The following is a 22,091-nucleotide window of genomic DNA, read 5'->3' on the forward strand; positions in this document are numbered from 1 at the left end:
ATCATGACTAATGCTGGTAATCTGGGTTTGACTTAGCTATCATCGGCATTTTGAATAATTTTTAGCAGATGAAAACCTTTTCTTGTGACGTCTTGTATCAGCACTCAGCTACCCAGGCACGGGTGACACGTGTCACTACTGCTCATGGTGAATTTATTACTCCGGTTTTTATGCCGGTTGGCACACGTGCAGGTGTAAATAATATGACCCCTGTAGAATTGCATGATGCGCACAGTCAAATCATTTTAGGGGGTAATACCTATCATATGCTGTGCGCCCCAGGTATGGAAGTCATCGAAAAAGCAGGAGGCATGCATCCTTTTATGGGATGGCATGGACCTATGTTAACGGATAGCGGGGGCTTTCAGGTTTTTAGTTTATCCAAGAATAAAGAAATCTGTACTATTGATGAGGAAGGAGCGCATTTTAGATTACCAAGCAGTGGCCGATTAATCCATATGACACCGGAAATGTCTTTGGAAACCCAAAAGATCATTGGTGCAGATATTATCATGGCTTTTGATCAATGCACACCAGACAGTTGTACCAAAGATGAAGTAAATCATATCATGACGCGTACACATCGTTGGTTAAAACAATCCATGCAATACCATCAACAATACCCCAATTCACGATATGGGTATGAGCAAGCGCTTTTCGGTATTATCCAAGGGGGTACTTTTAAAGATTTACGCCGTGAAAGTGCGGATTTCGTATCTTCCCTGAATACGGAAGGTATTGCGATTGGTGGTGAAACCATAGGTTTTGATATGAAAACCACGGTTGAAGTTATCCGGTGGGTACGTGATTATCTTCCAGAGAATAAACCGCGATATACCATGGGCGTTGGAATGTCACCCCAAGATCTTTTAGATGTAGTTGCCGAAGGAATTGATATGTTCGATTGTGTTGCTCCTACACGTAACGCGCGGCATGGGTCTTTATACTGTGGTCAGTTGATTCAGGAAGGCAATTGGCTACGTTTTGCCAGTGAGTACGAAAATGAACGAATTCAAATAAAAAAATCATGTTTTGCTGATGATATGTCGCCAATTATGGCACAATGTTCTTGTTATACTTGCCTTAATTATTCACGTTCCTATTTGCATCAGTTAGCAAAACAAAAAACAAATTTATTTACTGCATTAGCAAGTATCCATAATGTTCATGTAATGCACGATGTTTGTGATAAAATGCGTGAGTTGATTATGAGTGACAGTTTGAACTAAAAGACAACTCATGTCATTTACGTCGCATAACGAATATTATCCTGTAAAAAGCAACGTCTTTTTATATATAGGATCCATCAATTAATTTAAAAAATGACAGGAGATATAATGGTTGTAATTAGTACATCTAAAGGTGATATTCATCTACAGTTAGATACAGAAAATACTCCGACTACAGCAGAAAATTTTCTTAATTATGTGCGCAGTGGTTTCTATAATAATACAATTTTCCATCGTGTTATCGCCGGTTTTATGATTCAAGGCGGTGGGTTTGATTCAGATATGAAACAAAAATCGACTCACGAACCCATTAAGAATGAAGCCAAGAATGCGAAGCCAAATAAGCGAGGGACGATTGCAATGGCACGAACTATGGATCCTCATTCTGCAACGGCACAATTTTTTATTAATGTTGCGGATAATGCATTTTTAAATTACAGCGGTGAGCACATGCAAGGATTTGGGTATTGTGTATTTGGTGAAGTTGTGGAAGGAATGGATGTTGTAGATGCTATTGCCAAAGTAAAAACGGGACAGAGTATGGGGCATGCTGATGTACCCATCGAAGAAGTGAGTATTCTTGAAGTTAAAGAAATTTAAGTGTGATTCGTAGCCTGCCTGCAACTGAATCTTCTACACATCACTGAAAAACTAATCCAGCTCTACTCCGACGTTCCGCGGCTTGTCCGCGGGATCCAGGGGATCTTCGCTAAAACACTGGACCCCGCGGACAAGCCGCGAGGCGTAGGCTGAGATGTTATCAAGAGACAGTTGCAAGCAGCCAGGCAGGCTACTGCTAGGATTTCCTTTTGCGTTTTTTGATACTTTCCGAATAATCAAATATCGGTATTTCAATGTGGAAAAAAATGGCTAATAGACGTGCAGTAAAAATACTGATTAGGGTGATGATTATATTAATATTTTCTGAAATATGAAAATAGTCGAGCGCAATAAACAGTACTGCGCCAGCCAAGGCAATGACTGCATAGAGCTCTTTTCTTAATACTAATGGAATATCGTTGCATAAAATATCTCGTAACATCCCCCCACAAATACCGGTGATCATCCCGCTAATGACTGCAATACTTGGTGATAAACCATGATTTAGTGCTTTTTGAGTGCCAATGATCACAAAAGTGGATAGTCCCAGGGCATCCAGGATTAAAAATATTTTCATGATTCGAATCAATGAATGTGCAATAAATATGGTGAGGAATGCAAATAATGATGTGTAAAGTAAATATTCAGGATGAATAACCCAGGTCAGAGGATAAGTATTAAATAGAGCATCTCGCACAGTACCACCACCTAATGCTGCAATGCAGGCAATCAACATGACACCAAAAAAATCCATTTTTTTGCGACCGGCAGCTAATGCGCCAGTGATCGCTTCAACACAAATACCTATGATGAAAAGACAATGGAGTAACATATAAACTCAGTGTTTTTTTAAAATGCAATAATACCACTATTAGATCAATGGTGGAACATATTGTTAGGCGTTAATTTTTGCGAGCAAGAACTATCCATAGGACAAGTTGGTATTATATCGCTTGCGAATGACTAAAATGTTTCACTGTAGATAAAGCCAAATCAATGATTTTTTTAGATTGTTCTTCATCCGCATTAATTAGGCTGACATCACTGATTAATTCCATTAAAAAATTAGGTATTTCCTGTTCCATTAGCGTGCCGTTATAAAGGCTTGATGCTTTGGCGAAAATATAGTGAAGCAAATTTTTATTAATTGATATTTTTTTTGGGGTGATTCCCTCATCATTATGGGAGTCTCCAAATAATAACCATCCTGGTGAAACATGAATTTTTACTGCGATTTCTCTTAATTTAACGGGATCGGGAATGGCTTCACCGCGGAGATACTTACGACAAATTTGTACTGAATAACCTGTAATTTCTGACAACGTATGGATGCAGACCCCTGAAGTAGAGCGTTGCGAATTAAATCCAGCCGCAATCATTGCATCACGCAAGCGGTTAGCGAACTGTTTTGCTAGGTTAACTTTTTCCATGATGATACAAGCCAGCTTTTAAGGATATGAAGTATAACAAATCGATATGATTTATGCAAAAATAAGGAATTTTGGAAACTTATAGTTTCCAATAGAAATTTATTGTTGACATTGGAAACTAAAAAAGTATAATTTCACCGAAACCTAAAGGAAAAGGTTTCTAACTTGCCTCCAATAAGGGCAACTCGTGATATACGATGGAACATATCACATAGTACAGTCCAATGAGAGAAAAAAGTGGCATAAATCATAGCGGTTACCTCGCAATATCATGGCTTGAATGGTTCCCCCTCTATTCAAGCCTTTCTAGCGAATTCAAAAGAGTTCCTAAAATTCAATCAATAGTGAGGTAAAAAGAGATTATTTAACACTTTACTGAAGCGACTAAATCTAAAGTAATTCATATTCCAGGGTGGTATTTAATTTCATGAATGTCATGAAAATTTATTGAAGGATAGGTTCCTCATCATATTTGTATTTTAAATTATGCGAATTTTCTTTATTATTTCTGTAATTAGGTTTTAGAAAGACGGTTTATTGCTCTATTTCCGTTTTTATGCTCCGCAAAATGGATATTTTGTTTTTTCTATTGTGTATGGGCGCGGGTTGTTTAATTTTCGCTTTTGGATTAGCGTCCAAATGCAACAAGGGATTTGATTATGATGATGATGGACATTTTAAAATTTAGGAATTTAATCAGATATCGAAACTGGTTTATGCGATCTCTATCATATGTCCTCACTACTATTTTGTTATGTTTTTCTATATCCCTCTACGCCGTGTCATTAGCTATTCCTCAAATTCCCCTGGTTATCGCTAGTCCAACACATCCTCAGGTATTGATCCTGATAGGAAATTCTCAATCGATGGATGGTAACTTTAGCGGTGCGATTATGACTGGTTCAGGTTCACTGTCAAGCAGTCTAATTTCACTTTACAATTCAAGTTCGCCTGTTAATTATCAAGTCCCACCAGGATTTACTCCACCCGTACAAGCCCCAGATGCCAATGGATTCGCGCCTTATACTGTTACTCAGGGAGGAACTAAAATTGATAATAGCCCCAGTCGATTAAATATCGCCAAAGCAGCTGTCGAAGCCATTATTGAACATTATATACCTTCAACGGATTTTGCCTTGGGGACCTACAGCACGAGCAGCATCAGCATTTTTAATACGTGGGTTTATTACATGTCGCCTCAAGGGAGTAATTTTGTTTTTACAAATACTCCAATTGTCGGTAATCGATATGTCACTAATCCTTGCTATAACTATAGCTCAGCATCGTCTACCATTGCGAGCAATTGCGCATCCATCGCTACGCTTTATGGGGCCAATGAGGTGTCTTCAAACCAGTATATGCAAATTGGGGATTCCAGTGACGATCCAGTAATTAATGATATGCTTTTTAGTTCAGGTGGTCTTCCAGGGGTATTCGTGAGTTATAATGGTCCCACCCCATCTAATCCTTATCCTCCTAATTATACCCTATCCAATTATAATCAAGGGAATATAAGAATGACCTATGCCAATACAAGACCTTCTATTGGCAATTTTATCACAGCACCTACAAATGCTGGATTTGTACCTTTTTCACCGCAGGTTATGTACGTGCAGCGCGGTTTCGCCTATTACAGTAACAATTCGTTTAATACGGGTAATATACGGATAAACATGACTACTGCTGGAGTCAATCCAACTCCTACAAGTGTTGCCAATGCCTTGAATATTTTTCTGCCCTTATTAAAACCGGAAACTAATTCGACATCTACCACTGAAATAAAAGCATCTGCTACCCAATCTCCCCTTGGAGGGATGCTGACCCGGGCTGGAAGTTTTATGAAGACTGTTGGAACAACGAGTGGTGATTGCCCGCAAAAAAAATACGTTATTCTGATTTCAGATGGTTTGCCCACTCAGGATCTCCAGGGAAGATACTGGCCGCCATTAGGGAGTGCAGCAGCAGTAGGATATGGTGTCACTGCAACATTCAATGCGGATGGATCGCTCAATAGTACAAATGATCAAGCTTTAAGTGATGTAATTGATGAAGTAGTTAAGCTAAAAAATGATAAGGTTACAACTTTTGTCATAGGCTTGGGGGCAGGCGTTGATCCTACCGTGAATCCGCAAGCTGCCGCGACGCTAAAAGCCATTGCAGTAGCAGGGGACACGATAGATTATTACCCTGCCACGAATCCAGAGCAACTAGTCAATAGTTTTAATGCAATTCTGGCAAATATTCAAAATGGATCATTTTCAACGTCAGCAGCGACCGTCAGTTCAACGCGTATCGATACGGACATTGTGGAGTACCAAGCTAATTTTACCACTAGAGATACACCTTACGAAGATTGGACTGGAAATTTGTTAGCGATAAACCTTGATCCAGATACTGGCGCACCAACAAGTACCGTCCTCTGGTCAGCCCAATCCCAACTTGACTCTTTAGTGGCCGGAGCGGGGTGGTCAGCAAACCGAAAAATAGCTACATGGGATCCTGTGGCCCAAGTCGGCGTTCCCTTTAGATGGGAAAATATTAATACAACCCAACAAGCTCAGTTACAACCTATAGATGCATTAGGAGCACAGCGATTAGAGTACATACGAGGCAATACCGGATTGGAAAAAAGAAATGGGGGTACATTCCGTAATCGTTCGCATGTCCTAGGGGATATAGTTGATAGCCAAGTCATATACGTTGGCGCACCTCAAGCTCCTTATTTAACGACCAGTTATATCGATTTTGCGAAAACACACGTTAATCGACAACCCACCCTCTATGTGGGGGCCAACGATGGGATGCTCCATGCGCTTAATGCGACCACGGGTCAAGAACTCTTCGCCTTCATTCCCAATGATGTATTTAATAATCTCTCTCAGCTTACTTCTACTCTCTATAATCAGAACCATTTATTCTATGTCAATGGATCACCAGAAAGCGCCGATGTTCAATTCACTGACGGCTCCTGGCACACTATTCTTGTGGGAGGAGAAAATGCAGGTGGTCAAAGTATCTATGCGCTTGATATAACTAACCCTACTGGCCTAAGTACTGAAACTGCGCTGGCAAACGCTGTCTTGTGGGAATATGCTGATATTGATTTAGGACTTACTTTCAGTACCCCCAAAGTGGGTCAAATAGGAAAAACAAGCCCTACCTCCTTAAATTTTGCTGTCTTTTTTGGTAATGGGTATAACAGCACGAATAATAAATCGGTACTTTATGCAGTCAATCCTCAAACAGGAGTATTAATTCGAAAAATAGATCTTTGTGCTGCTGTGCCGTCAGCCTGTAATGTAAATTTACCCCAAGGACTATCGACAGTTGCATTAGCTCAAAGAGATGGATTGCAAGGGGAACCTATCACAGCTGTCTATGCCGGCGATATACAAGGTAACCTATGGGCAGTTGATGTTTCATCTAATGATCCTGCCAATTGGAGTCCTCGACTCCTGTTTCAAGCAAGAGATTCTACTGGTGTTGCTCAGCCTATAACAACAGCCCCTATAGTGACTCTAAATCCGAATTATCCACGTTATCAAGGCCCATTTGTCCTCTTTGGCACAGGGCAACTTCTGACAACGTCTGACTTGGCCAATGCCCAACCTCAAACAATTTATGGGATATGGGATAAACCGCTTACATCCGCAACCTTTACACGAACTGATCTTCAGCAGCAAACATTATCACTGGTTAATTCAGCGACTTCTGGTTTATCTACAGACCTCATTACAGCAACGGCTAACACCATAAACTGGACTAACAAAGTGGGGTGGTTTGCCGATTTACCTATAGCAGGCCAAAGAGTGATCGGCAGTCCGGAGCTGATAAGCGGAGCATTTATTGCGACACTCAATACACCACCTCTTGATTCATGCGGATTTGGATTTTCATCCATGCTTTTAGAATTGAATTTCTTAAATGGAGGCGCTTTCCAATATGCCCGATTTGATCTAAATGGTGACAGTGCTTTTAATGCCTCTGATCAATACAATGGGGTATATGCTGTAGGTGTTGGTTTATCAAACAGTTATGCAAATTCGCCAACGATTTTAGGTCCTGATAAAAATAATAATCTGGTGATTCTCATCACACTATCTGATAGAACTCAAAAAACGATTATTGCACCTAATCTTGTGCGAAGAAAAACGGGTTGGTGGCAAATCCAGTAGAGGATATAACTGGAATACCCGAGCAAAGCGCAGCATATCTGGCTTTGCAGGGTGAACGAAAAAACATGCTGATGAAGGCTGCGCTATCTCAGCATGTTGCGTTCAACTTGAGCTCAAATCTGATTTTCCACCAAGATTCAAACATATTCCCTGAACGATTACCCTTTTCTTGTTAGTCTGGTGTCTTGTAGACAATACGGAACCAATTGTTAGTCTGGATAAAAAATAAATTTTGATTTTCTTTTAAATGTCTTTTAAGAGATTAACCAATAAATTAATTGAGTTAGCCAGAATTATTTGTTCCTGTTCATCCAGAGAACGAAGATTTTCATTAAGTCGATTATGCAGAAGGTAGGGGGCGGCACGAACGAAATCTTTTCCTTTTTCAGTAATATCGATGTAAATAATGCGACGGTCCTTACGGTCTCGTGTGCGCAGAACAAATTCTTTTTCTTCCAAGCGATCGATCACACCCACTAAGGTGCTCATGGATAGATACACTTTTTTCGATAAGCTAGAGATGGTCATAATTCCATTTTCATAAATTTCATACAAACATGCGATTTGCGGTACAGTTAAACCATAACATTTATTTAAACGTCTGGAATGAAAATCCATTTGCTGCATGATTTTGCGCAAGGCAAGAATAATGCTTTTGGAACGGAGTTCGGATTGTGTTTGCAGATCAATTTTTTGATCCACTTGATCTTTTTCAATAGTGTTCATGGATGGTCTTATAAAAATTCACGGTTGAAATTGGGCGCTTTAACCATTAGTATCGTAAATGATTTGTGTACGAATTATTTCATCAGATATGAATATTTAATGGTATATTTATTGTACATCACTATTAAATCTAACTGTATAGAGTTCCTCAAAAATATCCAAAGAGGATACTTTTCTATGCTATTTCCAATAATAAAAAGAAGGTTAACCTTGCAAAGTCAACTCAACGAATCCTTATCAGCGCAAACATCAGATACTACTCAGCCATTATTAGCATCAGAAGATGAAATTCTTTTTAACAGTAATGGAATATTGACTTTGGGTAGAAATAGAACTACAACTCATTGATGCTGAAAGCATACAATTTATGCTCTCGAGCAGAAGATGTTTTAAATGCTGTGTCCCATCTTGAGAAGATCAAACTGGAATTCTATTTAAGTACCATCGAAGTCAATACGTCCAAATGCACTTTGGTGCAAGAAGTTAAGAAGATCTTTATGCAACACTTTTTGAGCTTCAGCATGTTGCGAAAAAATTGGGTATTTTACTGGCAACAACGGGCTCTCATCCCTTCTCAAAATATGCTGATTGGGTGATCTCACCCACAGATCGCTATCAAGATTTAATCGATCGCAATCAATGGCTTACCCGTAGGATGAGTGTATATGGTCTTCATGTGCATCTAGGTATGTCGAGTGGGGAAGAATGCATACGGTTTGATAATTTTTTCATGTATTTTTTGCCTCATGTATTAGCGCTTTCCTCCAGCTCCTTTTTGGCAAGGAATTGACACAGGACTTGCTTCGTGTCGCCCCACTACCTATGAGGCCCTTCCTACAGCAGCTCAACCTTACCATGTACGCTCATGGCAGGATTTTGAATATTTGTATAAGACGCTTAAATCATGCGGCTCTATAAAGTCACTTAAAGATTTATGGTGGGATTAAGACCAAGTTGTGGTTTTGGAACTTTGGAAATTCGTGCTTGTGATGGAGCAGCAACACTTGCAGAAACATTGGCGCTTGTTGCATTTATCCATGTTCTTGCTCACTGGTTTGCTGATAATGGAAGTTGGCTTGAATCAGTAGCCTATCCTCCTTATTGGCTTTCTCGAGAAAATAAATGGAGAGCTATTCGTTATGGTTTGGATGCTGAATTAGTAATGAATATGGATGGAAAAAATCAAATTAATGGCGACGAGTTGAAGGAGTGGTTTGAGAAATTAAAACCCTACATCGAGCAACTCAATTATCAACCTTATTTTGCAACGCTTCAGGCAATTATGGATTCAGGAACAAGCTCCGAACGCCAACGAAAAGTATTTGTTTCTAATAATTGTTTTAAAGAGGTTGTGAAACACAATGTAAGCGAGTTTTTACTGCAAGTTCTGCTCTATAGGCGTGAAATAGCAATTTCTTAAGGATGAAATAATTCAAAAAAGCAAAGCCGAGGAGCGCTAAATCTACTGGATCTTTAAATTTTTGTTGGCCGTAGAAGATGAATACTGCTCACAAAAAAGATTTAAATATCCGGTATCTCCCACACACATTAACGTGTGCATTATGCACTCAACAGCTTTTTCTAGGTTAAATGATTGCTTTGTAATATCACCTTATTATATACTTCACCTCAATGTATATGCAGGTCGTTTTATAGGCACGTAGCTCAGTGGTAGAGCACCACCTTGACATGGTGGTGGTCGGTGGTTCGATCCCACTCGTGCCTACCATGCAATAAATCGTATTCCAGGAGCCCCGTTTTCATTTGGGATGATGCTTGGTAACCGTTCAAGATGAGCCAAATATGGATTTCCAGCGATAGAGCGAAAACGTTTACGATGCTTGAGATTGACTCCTCTTAATTAAGGTTTAAGCCCTGCCATGCAGGGTTTTTTTTTGAAAAGAAGTGCTTACGGATAAAATTATGCCAAACATTAAATTGCCTGATGGAAGTATAAAACATTTTGAAGCGCCTTTAACTGTTTATGATGTCGCCCACACTATAAGTCCGGGATTGGCTAAAGCTGCCTTAGCAGGTCGTGTCAATGATCGCCTGGTAGATACTTCTTTTCTTATCGAAAAAGATTGTGCATTAGTTATCCTTACTGAAAAACAAGAAGAAAGTCTTGAAGTTATTCGTCATTCTACGGCGCACTTACTAGCCCAAGCGGTTAAGAGTCTTTTTCCAACAGCCCAAGTGACCATAGGTCCTGTAATCGAAGATGGTTTTTATTATGATTTCGCATTCCAAAGACCATTTACCCCTGAAGATCTCGAAGCAATCGAAGCAAAAATGGCGGAATTGGCCAAGGCAAATTACCCTGTAACGCGCAGGGAACTGCCACGCGATGAGGCAATCAAGTATTTCAGAAGTCTCGGTGAAGAGTACAAAGCAAGGATTATTGCTGATATTCCCAAAGATGAAGTATTGTCTTTATATAAACAAGGAGACTTTGAAGATCTTTGTCGAGGTCCTCATGTGCCTTCTACTGGATTTTTGAAGGCATTTAAGCTGACCAAATTAGCTGGCGCATATTGGCGCGGCGATTCCAATAACGAAATGTTGCAACGTATCTATGGAACTGCCTGGGCTGATAAAAAATCTTTGGCTGATTATTTATTTCGTCTTGAAGAAGCCGAAAAACGTGATCATCGTAAATTGGGTAAGAGTTTAGAATTGTTCCACTTTCAGGATATTGCTCCTGGAATGGTGTTTTGGCATCCCAAGGGTTGGACAATTTATCAAGAACTTGAACGCTATATGCGTAGCCGATTGGCTGATTTTGGTTACCAAGAAATAAGAACACCCCAATTAGTTGATAGGGTGCTTTGGGAAAAATCCGGTCATTGGGCTAATTTTAGAGATGAGATGTTTGTCACCGAGACAGAAAATCGTCACTATGCAGTGAAGCCAATGAACTGCCCCTGTCATGTGCAAATATTCAATCAAGGATTAAAAAGCTATAGAGATTTACCATTAAGATTTTCCGAGTTTGGTAATTGCCATCGCTGCGAACCTTCAGGTGCATTACATGGCCTGATGCGTGTTCGTAACATGGTTCAAGACGATGCTCATATCTTCTGTACGGAAGATCAAATTCAATCCGAAGTGGCGATGATGCTTGAGCTCGTCCAGTCTGTATATACCGATTTCGGTTTTAACGAGATCAAATATCGTTTGGCATTACGCCCCGAAAAGCGAGTTGGAAGTGATGATGTTTGGGATAAAGCCGAGGCTGCTTTAAAACAAGCAATGAAAGGCAGAAATATAGAATGGGTTGATGCTCCAGGTGAAGGAGCTTTTTATGGGCCTAAAATTGAATGTTCCTTAGCTGATTGTTTAGGTAGAATCTGGCAATGTGGAACCATACAAGTAGATTTTTCGATGCCAGGTCGTTTGGATGCTTCTTATGTCGCAGAAGACGGTAGCAAACAGACCCCCGTGATGTTGCATCGTGCAATTTTAGGTTCTTTTGAGCGTTTTATGGGGATTTTAATAGAGCACTATGCAGGAAAATTACCTTTATGGTTATCCCCGGTACAAGCAATTGTTCTGACAATTAGTGAAAAACAGAACGAGTATGCGAGTAAAGTGACCCAAATTTTACAAAAAAGAGGTGTTCGGGCCAACTATGACTTGAGAAATGAGAAAATTGGCTTTAAAATTCGCGAACATACTTTACAAAAGGTACCTTATCTTTTAGTGATAGGAGATAAAGAGGTTGAATCAAACCAGGTTGCTGTGCGCTCTCGTGAAGGAGCAGATTTAGGTGTGATGACAATCGATACAATTTGTGATACCTTGGCGCAAGAAATTGCTCGTAAAGGGTCAATTATTAATTAACAAACAGGGGGGGTTAAACCATTAGTGCACCAACTAAGCGTGAAAATGATCGCGCACGAATTAATGAACAGATCAATGTACCTGAGGTACGCTTAATTGATGTCGATGGTAACCAGGCAGGAATTGTCTCTACACGTGAAGCGCTACGTGCAGCGGAAGAAAGTGGGTTGGATCTGGTGGAAATATCACCAACAGCCAAGCCTCCTGTATGCCGAATTATGGATTATGGCAAGTTTCTCTTTGAACTGAGTAAAAAGCAAAATGAAGCAAAGAAAAAGCAGAAGCAAATTCAGGTCAAAGAATTAAAATTCCGTCCTACGACGGAAGATGGAGATTATCAGGTCAAGCTACGCAACCTGATCCGTTTCCTAAATCATGGTGATAAAGTCAAAATCACGCTACGTTTTCGTGGCCGTGAAATGGCGCATCAAGAACTCGGTATGAAGATTCTTGAGCGTTTACAGCAGGATACTGCTGAATTTGCTGTTGTAGAACAGCAAGCGAAACGCGAAGGAAGACAATTACTGATGGTATTGTCACCCAAAAAAACTAAGTAGCTGAAATAAATGCGGAGTACATTGTTATGCCGAAGTTAAAGTCACATCGCGGAGCATCTAAACGCTTCCGTAAGACAGCAAGTGGCGCGATTAAACGTCGCGGTGCTTATAGAAATCATATCCTCACCAAAAAGTCTACCAAAGCAAAACGACATTTGCGTGTAGAAGCCGGAACTTTGAAGCCATGCGATGCGCGTTTGGCAGAACGTATGTTGCACGGTAGTTAAGGGGGGGAATGAAGAATGCCAAGAGTTAAACGTGGTGTGACAGCGAAAGCACGTCACAAGAAAGTTTTAGACCAAGCAAAAGGTTATTACGGAGCCCGTAGTCGTACCTACCGCATGGCAAAACAAGCAGTAATTAAAGCAGGTCAATATGCTTATCGTGATCGACGCCAGAAAAAACGTCAGTTTCGTGCATTGTGGATTACGCGTATTAATGCACAAGCTCGTGAGTGCGGATTATCATACAGCCGTTTAATTGATGGATTGAAAAAAGCATCAATTGAACTGGATAGAAAAGTATTGGCTGATCTGGCTGTTCATGACAAAGTAGCTTTTGCTGCAATTGCTGAACAAGCTAAAGCTGCATTAGCAAAATAATCTTTATTAAAGGTAGCTTGGGTGAAGCCTAGCAGAACCGGGATCGGGGTCTGCTACCCTTCACCCAGGCCAAGCTCGTTAAGAACGCTAGATAAAGATGAAATTTATTTTAAGGAGGCTGCGGCCTCCTTTTTACTTGTGGGTATAATTATGCAGGATATCATCACCATACAAGAGCAGGCTTCTGAAGCAATTAAGAATGCACAAGATGTATCTGAATTGGAATCAATTCGCGTTGATTTTTTAGGCAAGAAAGGTAAGCTAACGGAAATTTTAAAAAGCCTTGCATATCTATCCGCCGAAGAAAAACCTAAAGTAGGTCAATTAGTAAATCAGTCAAAACGTGAAATCAGTACATTGATTGAAACGAAAATGTTTGAACTCAAAGAAAAGCAATTATTAGAAAAACTCTCCGCAGAACGTATCGATGTCACCCTTCCAGGACGTAAGAAAGAAAGTGGTTCACTGCATCCAGTGACGCAGGTGAAGCACCGAATTAATGAGTTTTTTAGTCGCATGGGCTTTGATATTGTCGATGGCCCGGAAATAGAAACTGAATTTTATAATTTTGAGGCTTTAAATATTCCTGGGCATCATCCTGCACGTGCAATGCATGATACTTTCTATTTTGGTGATGGCCGATTATTGCGAACCCATACCTCACCTGTACAAATTCGTACTATGGAGCAACGTAAACCGCCTTTCCGCTTAATTGCGCCTGGACGGGTCTATCGTTGTGATTCAGATTTGACCCACACACCCATGTTCCATCAAGTAGAAGGTTTGTTGATTGATAAACAGGCTACTTTAGCAAGTTTAAAAGGATTGCTCGAAGATCTTTTTGCCGATTTTTTCGGTCGCAAATTAGCATTGCGATTTAGACCATCCTATTTCCCTTTTACGGAGCCTTCCGCAGAGGTAGATATTGAGTGTACACAATGCAGTGGTCAAGGGTGCCGCTCCTGTAAGTTTACCGGATGGCTTGAAGTTTTAGGTTGCGGCATGGTGCATCCTAATGTACTTAAAGCGGTAAACATTTCTCCAGATGAGTATCAAGGTTGGGCATTTGGTATGGGCATGGATAGACTGGCAATGTTGTATTACGGAATAGATGATTTACGTATGATGTTTGAAAATGATCTTACTTTTTTAAGTCAATTTTAAGAAATGTCGCTGGTTGAGTGTATTCAGTATTGAAGTTCAATAGATGGGCGCTGTCTACAGAGTTCAATAAATAGTTTAATAAGGTGGTAAGGACTATAAATGAAATTAAGTAAATTATGGTTACGTGAATGGGTGAATTTCTCATTAACTGAACAAGAATTAGCAAAGCAACTGACTATGGCCGGCCTTGAAGTAGATGCGGTGAGTCCAGTAGCAGGGGAGTTTACTCATGTAATCGTTGCTGAAGTTCTTAGTACCAAACCCCATCCTAACGCGGATAAATTAACCTTATGCCAAGTGAATGCAAATACCGATAAGCCGCTGCAAATTGTTTGTGGGGCTTCTAATGTAAGGCCTGGATTAAAGGTTGCCTTAGCAATGATTGGAGCGCATTTGCCAGGTGGTTTTAATATTAAAGAATCTAAATTACGTGGTGAGCTGTCCCAAGGAATGCTGTGCTCTGTAAGTGAATTGGGAATGGCTGAGCAATCCGAAGGTATTATGGAGTTGGAAAGTGATGCACCTGTGGGAATGGATTTACGTAAGTATTTAACTCTTGATGACCATGTTTTTGATATTGATTTAACCCCTAATCGAGCCGATTGTTTTAGTGTTTTAGGTATTGCCCGCGAAGTAGCTGTTTTAAATAAACTCCCCTTAGCGGAAAAAAATATTTCCGAGGTGACTCCTAGCATTGATGATGTATTGACCATTGAGTTGAAACATACAGAGGCTTGCCCGCGTTATTGCGCCCGAGTGATCCGTAATATAAATCCTAAGGCCAATACGCCTTTGTGGATGAGTGAGCGCTTGCGTCGAAGTGGTATTCGCACATTGCATCCTGTTGTGGATGTTATGAATTATGTAATGCTCGAATTGGGGCAACCTATGCATGCTTTTGATTTAGCAACAATCAAAGGTGACATTAAAGTGCGTTTTAGTAATTCCCAAGAACAGTTGGAGCTGCTTGATGGTCAAGAATTGACTTTAAATGAAAAAGTATTGGTTATTGCCGACAAAGAAAAACCCTTGGCAATGGCTGGTATTATGGGGGGAGAGGCGAGCTCGGTACAGGCGCATACACAAGACGTATTTTTGGAAAGTGCTTATTTTAATCCGATTGTCATTGCGGGGGTTGCAAGAAAGTTTGGCTTATTCAGTGATTCGTCACAACGCTTTGAGCGAGGAGTGGATCCATGCTTGCAGATAAAAGCTCTAGAACGAGCTACTGCGTTAATTTTAGAAATTGCAGGTGGGAAACCTGGACCCGTTATTGAAGCTCAAGACCAAAAATATCTACCCGCAACGGTAAGTTTTGCTTTTGATACAGATAAAGTTAAAAAATTAACCGGACTTGATATTTCCTTGCAAGAAATGAAGAGTTTATTGGAAGGACTTGGCATTGTTATTGGAAAAGAACGAAATAATTTCCTTGATGTTACGATTCCTTCTCATCGCTTTGACATCCAGCAAGATGTGGATTTAGTGGAAGAAATCATCCGCCTTTACGGTTATGATAATTTACAGGCTCAACCTACGTATACATTTGTGCAGCCAGGAAAAGCATGCGGAAATGAAGAAATTGCGACAAAGCTTTCGCGTTGGTTCAGCAACAGAGGCTATCACGAAACAATTAGCTACAGCTTTGTTGATCCGGAATTACAACACGAGCTTTATCCTCATAAAGAGTTTATGCAATTGCTAAACCCCATTTCTTCAGAATTATCACAAATGCGTGCAGGGATGTGGCCAGGATTGATCGCCTCAATGATTTATAATGTTCATCGTCAGCAAAATGCAGTTAAGTTCTTTGAAATTGGCGTAGTATTTGATGTTAACAAGGGGCATCTCATCGAACGTCCTTGTGTTGCGGGTTTGTTGATGGGAGAACAAGGAAGTGCTAATTGGAGTGAGCCTACCCGGGTTTTTGATTTTTTTGATTTGAAAGGTGATCTTCAATCACTATTTGCTTCACTCAAATTAAAGCAGGTTGAATTCACAGCTGCGGCACATGATGCGTTACATCCTGGACAATCAGCCCAGATAAAGATTAATGGAGTCGTTGCAGGATGGGTAGGTATGCTCCATCCGCGTTTGGTAGACGCATTGGATTTGCAAGAAGATGTTTTATTGTTTGAAATAAATTTAGCAGCATTAATCGGAGACGAAGCGCCACGCTATAAAACAATTTCAAAATATCCGCAAATACGTCGAGATTTATCGTTTTTAGTTGATGTTGATATCAGCGTGATGCAAATTGAATCCGTTGTTCGCTCAACTGTAAAAGAAAATTGGTTAAAATCTTTTGATGTATTTGATGTGTATACCGGGGAAGGGGTTCCACATGGGAAGAAAAGCCTTGCAGTTGCCATGACTTTGCAAGATGAAAGCCGCACTTTGGTGGATGCGGAGATTAATTCTCTAATTAGTGCTATAATCAATACGTTAGAAAATAAATTTTCAATCATATTGAGGGAATAATCGTGAATGCACTGAGCAAAGCAATAATGGCAGAAACCTTGTGTGATGAATTAAAATTGTCTAAACCCGCATCAAAAGAAATGGTCGAAAATTTTTTTGAGGAATTGCGGCATGCTCTTGAGCATGGACATCATGTAAAATTATCTGGTTTTGGTAATTTTACATTAAGGGACAAGCCACAAAGGCCGGGTAGGAATCCTAAGACAGGAGAGGAAATTCCTGTAGTAGCCAGGAGAGTTGTAACGTTTAAACCTGGTTTGAAATTAAAGACAAAAATTGAATCTATAGGAAAGTAACCGTTGGCTTATTACAATAAACATGTTCTGATATGCACCAATCAAAAGGCTGCAGGCAAGCAATGCTGCGCCAATTCTGGCGGTGAAATTTATTTTGATTATATGAAGTCGCGACTCTTAGAACTGGAAATGCATGGTCCAGGTAAAGTTCGTGTGAGTAAATCAGGTTGTCTAGGACGTTGTAGTTCGGGTCCATGCATCGTGATTTATCCTGAAGGTGTGTGGTACTCTTATTCCTCCTTTGCTGATATTGATGAAATTATAGAAAGACATTTGATTTCTGGCAGGGTTGCCGAGCAGTTACTTATTGATCAAGAATGATCAATAAGATTGTAATCTGAACCAACGAAGAGAATCCCTGGTTTTCTATAGTAACGTTTTCCTTGGTTTCTGCTTCGTTGCTGTCTCTAGAACACGTCTCTGCCTATGTGGTCTATCCGCGGACAAATCGCGGGGTAGAGCCGTGTTTTTCAGCGATGTGTATAAGATTCAGTCGCTGCGCAGGACGATAATGAAGTAAAAAATTATTATGATTCTTGTTTGAAATTTGATATATTTACGCGGATTTAATAATTGTTTATAAATTTTTATCCTTTTTACTTGTAGGATGTTTCTGTTTTGGTTAAAATCGCCCGTCCATGATAGAAGATTACCAAATTTAGGCGGTTCGGAGTTCATTTAATGAAGACATTTAGTGCCAAAAGCCACGAAGTCAAACGTGATTGGTTAGTAGTTGATGCCAGCGATAAAGTTTTGGGTCGCTTAGCAACTGAAATTGCTCGTCGTTTACGTGGCAAACATAAAGCTGAGTATACCCCCCATGTTGATACAGGCGACTACATTGTTGTTACAAATGCGGAAAAAGTTATTGTAACCGGTCGTAAGTTTACCAACAAGATGTACTATCGTCACACCGGATATCCTGGTGGAATAAAATCAGATAGTTTTGAAAAATTACAGGCCAGAAATCCTGTTAGAATTATCGAACTTGCTGTTAAAGGCATGTTACCAAAGAATCCTTTAGGTAGAGAGATGTATCGTAAGCTAAAAGTATATGTCGGCAACGAACATCCACATACTGCACAGCAACCCAAGCAACTTGATATTGAGGAATAAGTATTATGGCTGAAGTGAAGCAATACTACGGCACTGGCCGTAGAAAAAGTTCAACAGCTCGTGTGTTTTTACGTCCGGGTAAAGGCGAGATCAAGGTAAACGGCCGTACTTTACAGGAATATTTTTGTCGTGAAACTTCTTGCATGGTTGTGATGCAGCCATTAGAAACCGTTGAACTTGTTAATAAATTTGATGTTTATGTTACGGTTTCTGGCGGTGGAATTTCTGGCCAGGCAGGTGCTGTACGTTTGGGTATCGCAAGAGCATTAGTTGCTTATGATGAAAAAGGATTGGCGGAAGATGCTGAGCCCAATCCAAATTCAGTCCGTAGAAGACTGCGTGCACGTGGCTTATTAACACGTGATTCACGTCGTGTTGAAAGAAAGAAAGTGGGCTTGCACAAAGCACGTCGTGCAACTCAATACTCAAAACGTTAATCGTATATTGGTCAAAAAACCCCGCCGATGCGGGGTTTTTTGTTTTACGTAGCCTGGGTGCAGCGAAGCGAAACCCGGGATTGTGATCTAGATAAAACTAGATTTCCCTGGTTTCGCTTCGCTGCACCCAGGCTACATACATGCATAGCAAACGATATGGTGAATCAAATTACTGATCCTGAGCAGGATAAAAACGATCTGGTAGATGAAGATCGTCGTCGTTTTTTGTTAACTACAACTTGTGTATTAGGAGGGGTAGGTGCTCTATGTGCTTTAACTCCCTTCGTTGCTTCTTGGTTGCCCAGTGCCAAAGCTCAAGCCGAAGGTGCGCCAGTGCAAGTTGATTTAAGTAAACTGGAACCAGGTAATCTGGTAGTTGTTGAGTGGCGTGGAAAACCTGTATGGATAATTCGACGAACTGAAGAAATGTTGCAACGCTTAACTACGTATTCCTCAAGGTTACGCGATCCGAATTCGCTGACAAGACAGCAACCTTCCTATGCAAAAAATAACCACCGATCGATTAACCCAGAATATTTAGTACTTATAGGCATCTGTACTCACCTAGGCTGCTCGCCAAAATACAAACCCCATCTTGGCGATTTAGGACCTGATTGGCCTGGTGGATTTTTCTGTCCTTGCCATGGTTCTACTTTTGATCTTTCTGGCAGGGTTTTTAAAGATGTCCCTGCACCGATTAATATGGAAGTACCCCCATATTATTTTATCGATAAGCAAACTATTGTGATTGGCGAGGATAAAGCATAAATTCCATGTCGCATAATATATAGCCTGGATGCAATTTATGATAGGTAACAGAAAAAGGCTCGATTAAATGAATAAACTCCTCAAATGGCTCGATGCGCGCTTTCCGTTGATGAGCACCTGGAAAAATTATTTCAGTGCCTATTACCTACCAAAAAATTTAAATTTTTTTTACTTTTTTGGTTCATTAGCTCTTGTGGTTTTAGTTAATCAATTCATTACAGGTTTGTGGCTGACTATGTTTTATACCCCAAGCGCTAAACAGGCTTTTTCGTCCATAGAATACATAATGCGCGATGTTAATTTTGGTTGGTTATTTCGGTATATGCATTCAACAGGTGCCTCTGCATTCTTTATTGTTATTTATTTACATATGTTTCGCGGCCTACTTTATGGCTCGTACCAAAAGCCACGGGAGCTGGTTTGGCTTTTGGGGATGTTGCTCTACATCGTGCTATTAGCTGGCGCATTTTTTGGTTATTTGTTGCCTTGGGGGCAAATGTCCTATTGGGGAGCCGAAGTAATCACTTCATTGTTAAGTGCTATTCCATATATTGGTGAACATCTTGTTATTTGGTTAAGAGGTGATTACACAGTGGGCAATGCCACCTTACAACGTTTTTTTGCTTTGCATGTTATTGCCCTTCCATTCTTACTATTTTTTCTGGTCTTCTTGCATGTGGTTGCCCTACATAAGGTAGGTTCTAATAATCCGGATGGGATTGAAATCAAAAATAAGCTGGATGAAAAAGGAAAGCCTTTAGATGGGATTCCTTTTCATCCTTACTACATAGTTAAAGACCTAGTCATGGTGATTGCTTTCCTCACCCTCTTTTTTGCAATTGTGTTTTTCGCTCCTGAAATGGGGGGGTACTTTTTAGAGCATAATAATTTTGTCCCGGCGAATCCTTTAATCACTCCGGATCATATTGCTCCAATGTGGTATATGGCTCCATTTTACGCCATATTGCGAGCGATCCCTGATAAACTATTAGGGGTGGTGTGTATGGGATTCGCTTTATTAGTTCTTTTCTTTCTACCTTGGCTTGATCGTAGTCCTGTTCGCTCCATTCGTTACAAAGGAAATTATTCCCGAATTATGTTGTTTCTAGTGGGCGTAGCTTTTGTACTATTAGGTTATTTGGGGACAATTCCTGTAACTCCTGTGCGTTTGTTTTTAGCACGTATCTGTACTATATTGTATTTTGCCTATTTTTTGTTGATGCCTTTTTATACTCGTTTTGAAAAGTCGCGCGCAGTACCTTCACGCTTAGGAGGGGAATAATGCGCATGAAAGGAGTGTCTTTTTACTTGTCTTTATGTTTTTTTATCTTACTTCTAAATTCAGTTGTACTGGCCCATTCAGCAGAAGTTGATGTACAAGATAAGGCAAGCCTGCAAAGAGGCGCTAGACTATTTATGAATTATTGCTCTGGTTGCCACTCCTTGAACTATTTGCGTTATAATCACATGGCCAAAGGATTAGGCATAACAAGATTTGATGGTCGAATAAATGAAGATTTATTAAAAAATAATCTGATTTTTACGCAAGCAACAGTTAATGATCCGATTCGCATTGCTTTGCCGCCCGAAGATGCAAAACAGTGGTTTGGGATAGTACCCCCGGATTTATCTTTAGTTGCTCGAGAAAAAGGAACCGAATGGCTCTATAGTTATTTAAATGGCTTTTATCGAGATGATGCTAGGCCTTTTGGTACGAATAACCGCCTTGTCCCGGGTGTGGCTATGCCCAATATTTTAGAAACGTTGAATCATGAACTACCCAAAGATCAGTTTAATAACGAGTTACACGATTTGGTTAGTTTTCTTGCATATGTTGGCGAGCCAATGCAGTCAATAAGATACCGGATAGGATTGTATGTTGTTAGCTTTTTATTTGTTTTATTTCTTGTTGTTCTCGGGTTAAAGAGAGTTTATTGGCGAAAAAACGGCATAAAGTAACCCAAAAAGGTAAAAATGTGGTAAAGTGCAGGTTTTGTGTGTTTGTACTTACTTTTGTTATAGTTGAATTAAATAGGAGTTGCTCATGGCAATTGTTGCGAAGCGCACTATAATGTCATTATTTTCCGATACAGATGATGTTTACAGCCATCAGGTTCGGATTGTGTTGGCTGAAAAAGGGGTAAATGTAGAAATTCTTACTGCCAAACAGGTAGATCCCAGCGCTGATCTGTTATCCGTTAATCCATATGGGACCGTTCCTACTTTAATTGATAGAGAACTTGTGCTTTATGAACCACGTATTATTATGGAATATTTAGATGAGCGATTTCCTCATCCTCCATTGTTGCCTGTCTACCCTGTTGCTCGTGCTGAAACACGAAAAATGATGCACAGGATAGAACATGATTGGTATTATTTAATGAATCGCATTTTAAAAGATGATAATGCAGAACATGCCAGGACAAATTTATTCGAAAGCATTACCGCGCTTGATCCTGTATTTGCAGATAAATCTTATTTTTTAAGTGATGAGTTTTCTTTATTGGATTGTGCATTAGCACCTTTGTTGTGGCGCTTGCCTCGATTGGGAATTGAAATTGCACCGGAGTTTAAAGGAATAATTGCTTACATGCAGCGCTTGTTCAAACGTGAATCGTTTCAAGCAAGTTTGACTGATGCTGAGCGACAACTAAGAGCGGCATAAAT

At 40.1% G+C, this 22,091-nt stretch carries 22 protein-coding genes, 1 tRNA gene and 1 pseudogene; 21 read left to right on the top strand and 3 right to left on the bottom strand.

Annotation, left to right across the window (positions count from 1 at the left end; all coding sequences use genetic code 11):
* The first annotated feature begins 68 nt into the window (after window positions 1–68).
* Together tgt and FOLKNPGA_RS01370 are read left to right on the top strand one after the other, a co-directional pair.
* Window positions 69–1,229, top strand: coding sequence for a tRNA guanosine(34) transglycosylase Tgt (tgt, locus tag FOLKNPGA_RS01365; RefSeq protein ID WP_182351404.1), 1,161 nt, complete (start codon window positions 69–71; stop codon window positions 1,227–1,229).
* Window positions 1,230–1,337: 108 nt separating this feature from the next.
* Entirely contained in the window at window positions 1,338–1,829 is a 492-nt protein-coding gene (locus FOLKNPGA_RS01370; RefSeq protein WP_182351405.1) for a peptidylprolyl isomerase, read from the top strand.
* A 196-nt stretch (window positions 1,830–2,025) separates the two neighbouring features.
* Here FOLKNPGA_RS01370 and FOLKNPGA_RS01375 read toward each other — a convergent pair whose 3' ends face one another.
* Window positions 2,026–2,661 carry a trimeric intracellular cation channel family protein gene (locus FOLKNPGA_RS01375; RefSeq protein ID WP_182351406.1) on the bottom strand — a complete coding sequence of 212 codons (636 nt, stop codon included), beginning with the start codon at window positions 2,659–2,661 and terminating at the stop codon, window positions 2,026–2,028.
* Between the two features lie 112 nt (window positions 2,662–2,773).
* Entirely contained in the window at window positions 2,774–3,259 is a 486-nt protein-coding gene (locus tag FOLKNPGA_RS01380; protein WP_182351407.1) for a helix-turn-helix domain-containing protein, read from the bottom strand.
* Between the two features lie 668 nt (window positions 3,260–3,927).
* Here FOLKNPGA_RS01380 and FOLKNPGA_RS01385 point away from each other — a divergent pair.
* Window positions 3,928–7,434 carry a PilC/PilY family type IV pilus protein gene (locus FOLKNPGA_RS01385; RefSeq protein WP_182352717.1) on the top strand — a complete coding sequence of 1,169 codons (3,507 nt, stop codon included), beginning with the start codon at window positions 3,928–3,930 and terminating at the stop codon, window positions 7,432–7,434.
* Window positions 7,435–7,677: 243 nt separating this feature from the next.
* Here FOLKNPGA_RS01385 and FOLKNPGA_RS01390 read toward each other — a convergent pair whose 3' ends face one another.
* Window positions 7,678–8,160 carry a MarR family winged helix-turn-helix transcriptional regulator gene (locus FOLKNPGA_RS01390; RefSeq protein ID WP_182351408.1) on the bottom strand — a complete coding sequence of 161 codons (483 nt, stop codon included), beginning with the start codon at window positions 8,158–8,160 and terminating at the stop codon, window positions 7,678–7,680.
* A gap of 177 nt (window positions 8,161–8,337) precedes the next feature.
* Here FOLKNPGA_RS01390 and FOLKNPGA_RS18820 point away from each other — a divergent pair, with 177 nt between their 5' ends.
* The 18 genes and pseudogenes from FOLKNPGA_RS18820 to sspA all read left to right on the top strand — a co-directional run bounded on the left by FOLKNPGA_RS18820 (window position 8,338) and on the right by sspA (window position 22,089).
* Complete coding sequence (locus tag FOLKNPGA_RS18820; protein WP_255466028.1) at window positions 8,338–8,508, top strand: hypothetical protein; 171 nt, start codon at window positions 8,338–8,340, stop codon at window positions 8,506–8,508.
* A gap of 187 nt (window positions 8,509–8,695) precedes the next feature.
* Window positions 8,696–9,107: pseudogene (locus FOLKNPGA_RS18825) on the top strand (glutamate-cysteine ligase family protein).
* Window positions 9,095–9,580, top strand: a complete 486-nt coding sequence (locus tag FOLKNPGA_RS18830; RefSeq protein WP_255466029.1) for a hypothetical protein — start codon at window positions 9,095–9,097, stop codon at window positions 9,578–9,580. Before FOLKNPGA_RS18825 ends, FOLKNPGA_RS18830 begins: the two are co-directional and overlap by 13 nt.
* 234 nt (window positions 9,581–9,814) lie before the next feature.
* Window positions 9,815–9,889, top strand: a tRNA-Val gene (locus FOLKNPGA_RS01400).
* 194 nt (window positions 9,890–10,083) lie between these two features.
* The gene (gene thrS, locus FOLKNPGA_RS01405) at window positions 10,084–12,003 is read left to right on the top strand and encodes a threonine--tRNA ligase (protein ID WP_182351409.1); all 1,920 of its coding nucleotides are present in this window, start codon (window positions 10,084–10,086) and stop codon (window positions 12,001–12,003) included.
* A gap of 20 nt (window positions 12,004–12,023) precedes the next feature.
* Window positions 12,024–12,560 (top strand): translation initiation factor IF-3, encoded by a 537-nt coding sequence (gene infC, locus FOLKNPGA_RS01410; protein WP_182352718.1) that lies wholly within the window; start codon window positions 12,024–12,026, stop codon window positions 12,558–12,560.
* Window positions 12,561–12,586: 26 nt separating this feature from the next.
* On the top strand, window positions 12,587–12,787 hold the full coding sequence (gene rpmI / locus FOLKNPGA_RS01415; protein WP_019234612.1) for a 50S ribosomal protein L35: 201 nt from the start codon (window positions 12,587–12,589) through the stop codon (window positions 12,785–12,787).
* Between the two features lie 15 nt (window positions 12,788–12,802).
* Window positions 12,803–13,162 carry a 50S ribosomal protein L20 gene (gene rplT / locus FOLKNPGA_RS01420; RefSeq protein ID WP_019234611.1) on the top strand — a complete coding sequence of 120 codons (360 nt, stop codon included), beginning with the start codon at window positions 12,803–12,805 and terminating at the stop codon, window positions 13,160–13,162.
* A gap of 150 nt (window positions 13,163–13,312) precedes the next feature.
* Window positions 13,313–14,326, top strand: a complete 1,014-nt coding sequence (pheS, locus tag FOLKNPGA_RS01425; RefSeq protein WP_182351410.1) for a phenylalanine--tRNA ligase subunit alpha — start codon at window positions 13,313–13,315, stop codon at window positions 14,324–14,326.
* Between the two features lie 99 nt (window positions 14,327–14,425).
* The gene (gene pheT / locus FOLKNPGA_RS01430; RefSeq protein ID WP_182351411.1) at window positions 14,426–16,807 is read left to right on the top strand and encodes a phenylalanine--tRNA ligase subunit beta; all 2,382 of its coding nucleotides are present in this window, start codon (window positions 14,426–14,428) and stop codon (window positions 16,805–16,807) included.
* 2 nt (window positions 16,808–16,809) lie between these two features.
* Window positions 16,810–17,103, top strand: a complete 294-nt coding sequence (locus FOLKNPGA_RS01435) for an integration host factor subunit alpha (RefSeq protein ID WP_019234608.1) — start codon at window positions 16,810–16,812, stop codon at window positions 17,101–17,103.
* Window positions 17,104–17,106: 3 nt separating this feature from the next.
* On the top strand, window positions 17,107–17,424 hold the full coding sequence (locus FOLKNPGA_RS01440) for a ferredoxin (RefSeq protein ID WP_182351412.1): 318 nt from the start codon (window positions 17,107–17,109) through the stop codon (window positions 17,422–17,424).
* Window positions 17,425–17,784: 360 nt separating this feature from the next.
* On the top strand, window positions 17,785–18,219 hold the full coding sequence (rplM, locus tag FOLKNPGA_RS01445) for a 50S ribosomal protein L13 (protein ID WP_182351413.1): 435 nt from the start codon (window positions 17,785–17,787) through the stop codon (window positions 18,217–18,219).
* Between the two features lie 5 nt (window positions 18,220–18,224).
* The gene (gene rpsI / locus FOLKNPGA_RS01450) at window positions 18,225–18,656 is read left to right on the top strand and encodes a 30S ribosomal protein S9 (RefSeq protein ID WP_182351414.1); all 432 of its coding nucleotides are present in this window, start codon (window positions 18,225–18,227) and stop codon (window positions 18,654–18,656) included.
* 156 nt (window positions 18,657–18,812) lie between these two features.
* A complete protein-coding gene (gene petA / locus FOLKNPGA_RS01455) occupies window positions 18,813–19,424 on the top strand; it encodes a ubiquinol-cytochrome c reductase iron-sulfur subunit (protein ID WP_182351415.1) in 612 nt (203 codons plus the stop codon).
* A gap of 67 nt (window positions 19,425–19,491) precedes the next feature.
* The gene (locus FOLKNPGA_RS01460; RefSeq protein WP_182351416.1) at window positions 19,492–20,706 is read left to right on the top strand and encodes a cytochrome bc complex cytochrome b subunit; all 1,215 of its coding nucleotides are present in this window, start codon (window positions 19,492–19,494) and stop codon (window positions 20,704–20,706) included.
* Window positions 20,706–21,383: a cytochrome c1 gene (locus FOLKNPGA_RS01465; RefSeq protein WP_182351417.1), complete on the top strand. Its 678-nt coding sequence runs from the start codon at window positions 20,706–20,708 to the stop codon at window positions 21,381–21,383. The genes FOLKNPGA_RS01460 and FOLKNPGA_RS01465 overlap by 1 nt, the downstream gene beginning before the upstream one ends.
* A gap of 85 nt (window positions 21,384–21,468) precedes the next feature.
* Window positions 21,469–22,089, top strand: a complete 621-nt coding sequence (sspA, locus tag FOLKNPGA_RS01470) for a stringent starvation protein SspA (protein ID WP_182351418.1) — start codon at window positions 21,469–21,471, stop codon at window positions 22,087–22,089.
* Window positions 22,090–22,091: the final 2 nt, after the last annotated feature.

The organism is Legionella sp. PC1000 (assembly GCF_014109805.1).
Lineage (GTDB): Bacteria > Pseudomonadota > Gammaproteobacteria > Legionellales > Legionellaceae > Legionella > Legionella resiliens.

Bases quoted from the DNA above. Each gene is read 5' to 3' on its own strand.
- tgt (WP_182351404.1), top strand. From the start codon at position 69: ATGAAAACCTTTTCTTGTGACGTCTTGTATCAGCACTCAGCTACCCAG.
- FOLKNPGA_RS01370 (WP_182351405.1), top strand. From the start codon at position 1,338: ATGGTTGTAATTAGTACATCTAAAGGTGATATTCATCTACAGTTAGAT.
- FOLKNPGA_RS01375 (WP_182351406.1), bottom strand. From the start codon at position 2,661: ATGTTACTCCATTGTCTTTTCATCATAGGTATTTGTGTTGAAGCGATC.
- FOLKNPGA_RS01380 (WP_182351407.1), bottom strand. From the start codon at position 3,259: ATGGAAAAAGTTAACCTAGCAAAACAGTTCGCTAACCGCTTGCGTGAT.
- FOLKNPGA_RS01385 (WP_182352717.1), top strand. From the start codon at position 3,928: ATGGACATTTTAAAATTTAGGAATTTAATCAGATATCGAAACTGGTTT.
- FOLKNPGA_RS01390 (WP_182351408.1), bottom strand. From the start codon at position 8,160: ATGAACACTATTGAAAAAGATCAAGTGGATCAAAAAATTGATCTGCAA.
- FOLKNPGA_RS18820 (WP_255466028.1), top strand. From the start codon at position 8,338: ATGCTATTTCCAATAATAAAAAGAAGGTTAACCTTGCAAAGTCAACTC.
- FOLKNPGA_RS18830 (WP_255466029.1), top strand. From the start codon at position 9,095: ATGGTGGGATTAAGACCAAGTTGTGGTTTTGGAACTTTGGAAATTCGT.
- thrS (WP_182351409.1), top strand. From the start codon at position 10,084: ATGCCAAACATTAAATTGCCTGATGGAAGTATAAAACATTTTGAAGCG.
- rpmI (WP_019234612.1), top strand. From the start codon at position 12,587: ATGCCGAAGTTAAAGTCACATCGCGGAGCATCTAAACGCTTCCGTAAG.
- rplT (WP_019234611.1), top strand. From the start codon at position 12,803: ATGCCAAGAGTTAAACGTGGTGTGACAGCGAAAGCACGTCACAAGAAA.
- pheS (WP_182351410.1), top strand. From the start codon at position 13,313: ATGCAGGATATCATCACCATACAAGAGCAGGCTTCTGAAGCAATTAAG.
- pheT (WP_182351411.1), top strand. From the start codon at position 14,426: ATGAAATTAAGTAAATTATGGTTACGTGAATGGGTGAATTTCTCATTA.
- rplM (WP_182351413.1), top strand. From the start codon at position 17,785: ATGAAGACATTTAGTGCCAAAAGCCACGAAGTCAAACGTGATTGGTTA.
- rpsI (WP_182351414.1), top strand. From the start codon at position 18,225: ATGGCTGAAGTGAAGCAATACTACGGCACTGGCCGTAGAAAAAGTTCA.
- petA (WP_182351415.1), top strand. From the start codon at position 18,813: ATGGTGAATCAAATTACTGATCCTGAGCAGGATAAAAACGATCTGGTA.
- FOLKNPGA_RS01460 (WP_182351416.1), top strand. From the start codon at position 19,492: ATGAATAAACTCCTCAAATGGCTCGATGCGCGCTTTCCGTTGATGAGC.
- FOLKNPGA_RS01465 (WP_182351417.1), top strand. From the start codon at position 20,706: ATGCGCATGAAAGGAGTGTCTTTTTACTTGTCTTTATGTTTTTTTATC.
- sspA (WP_182351418.1), top strand. From the start codon at position 21,469: ATGGCAATTGTTGCGAAGCGCACTATAATGTCATTATTTTCCGATACA.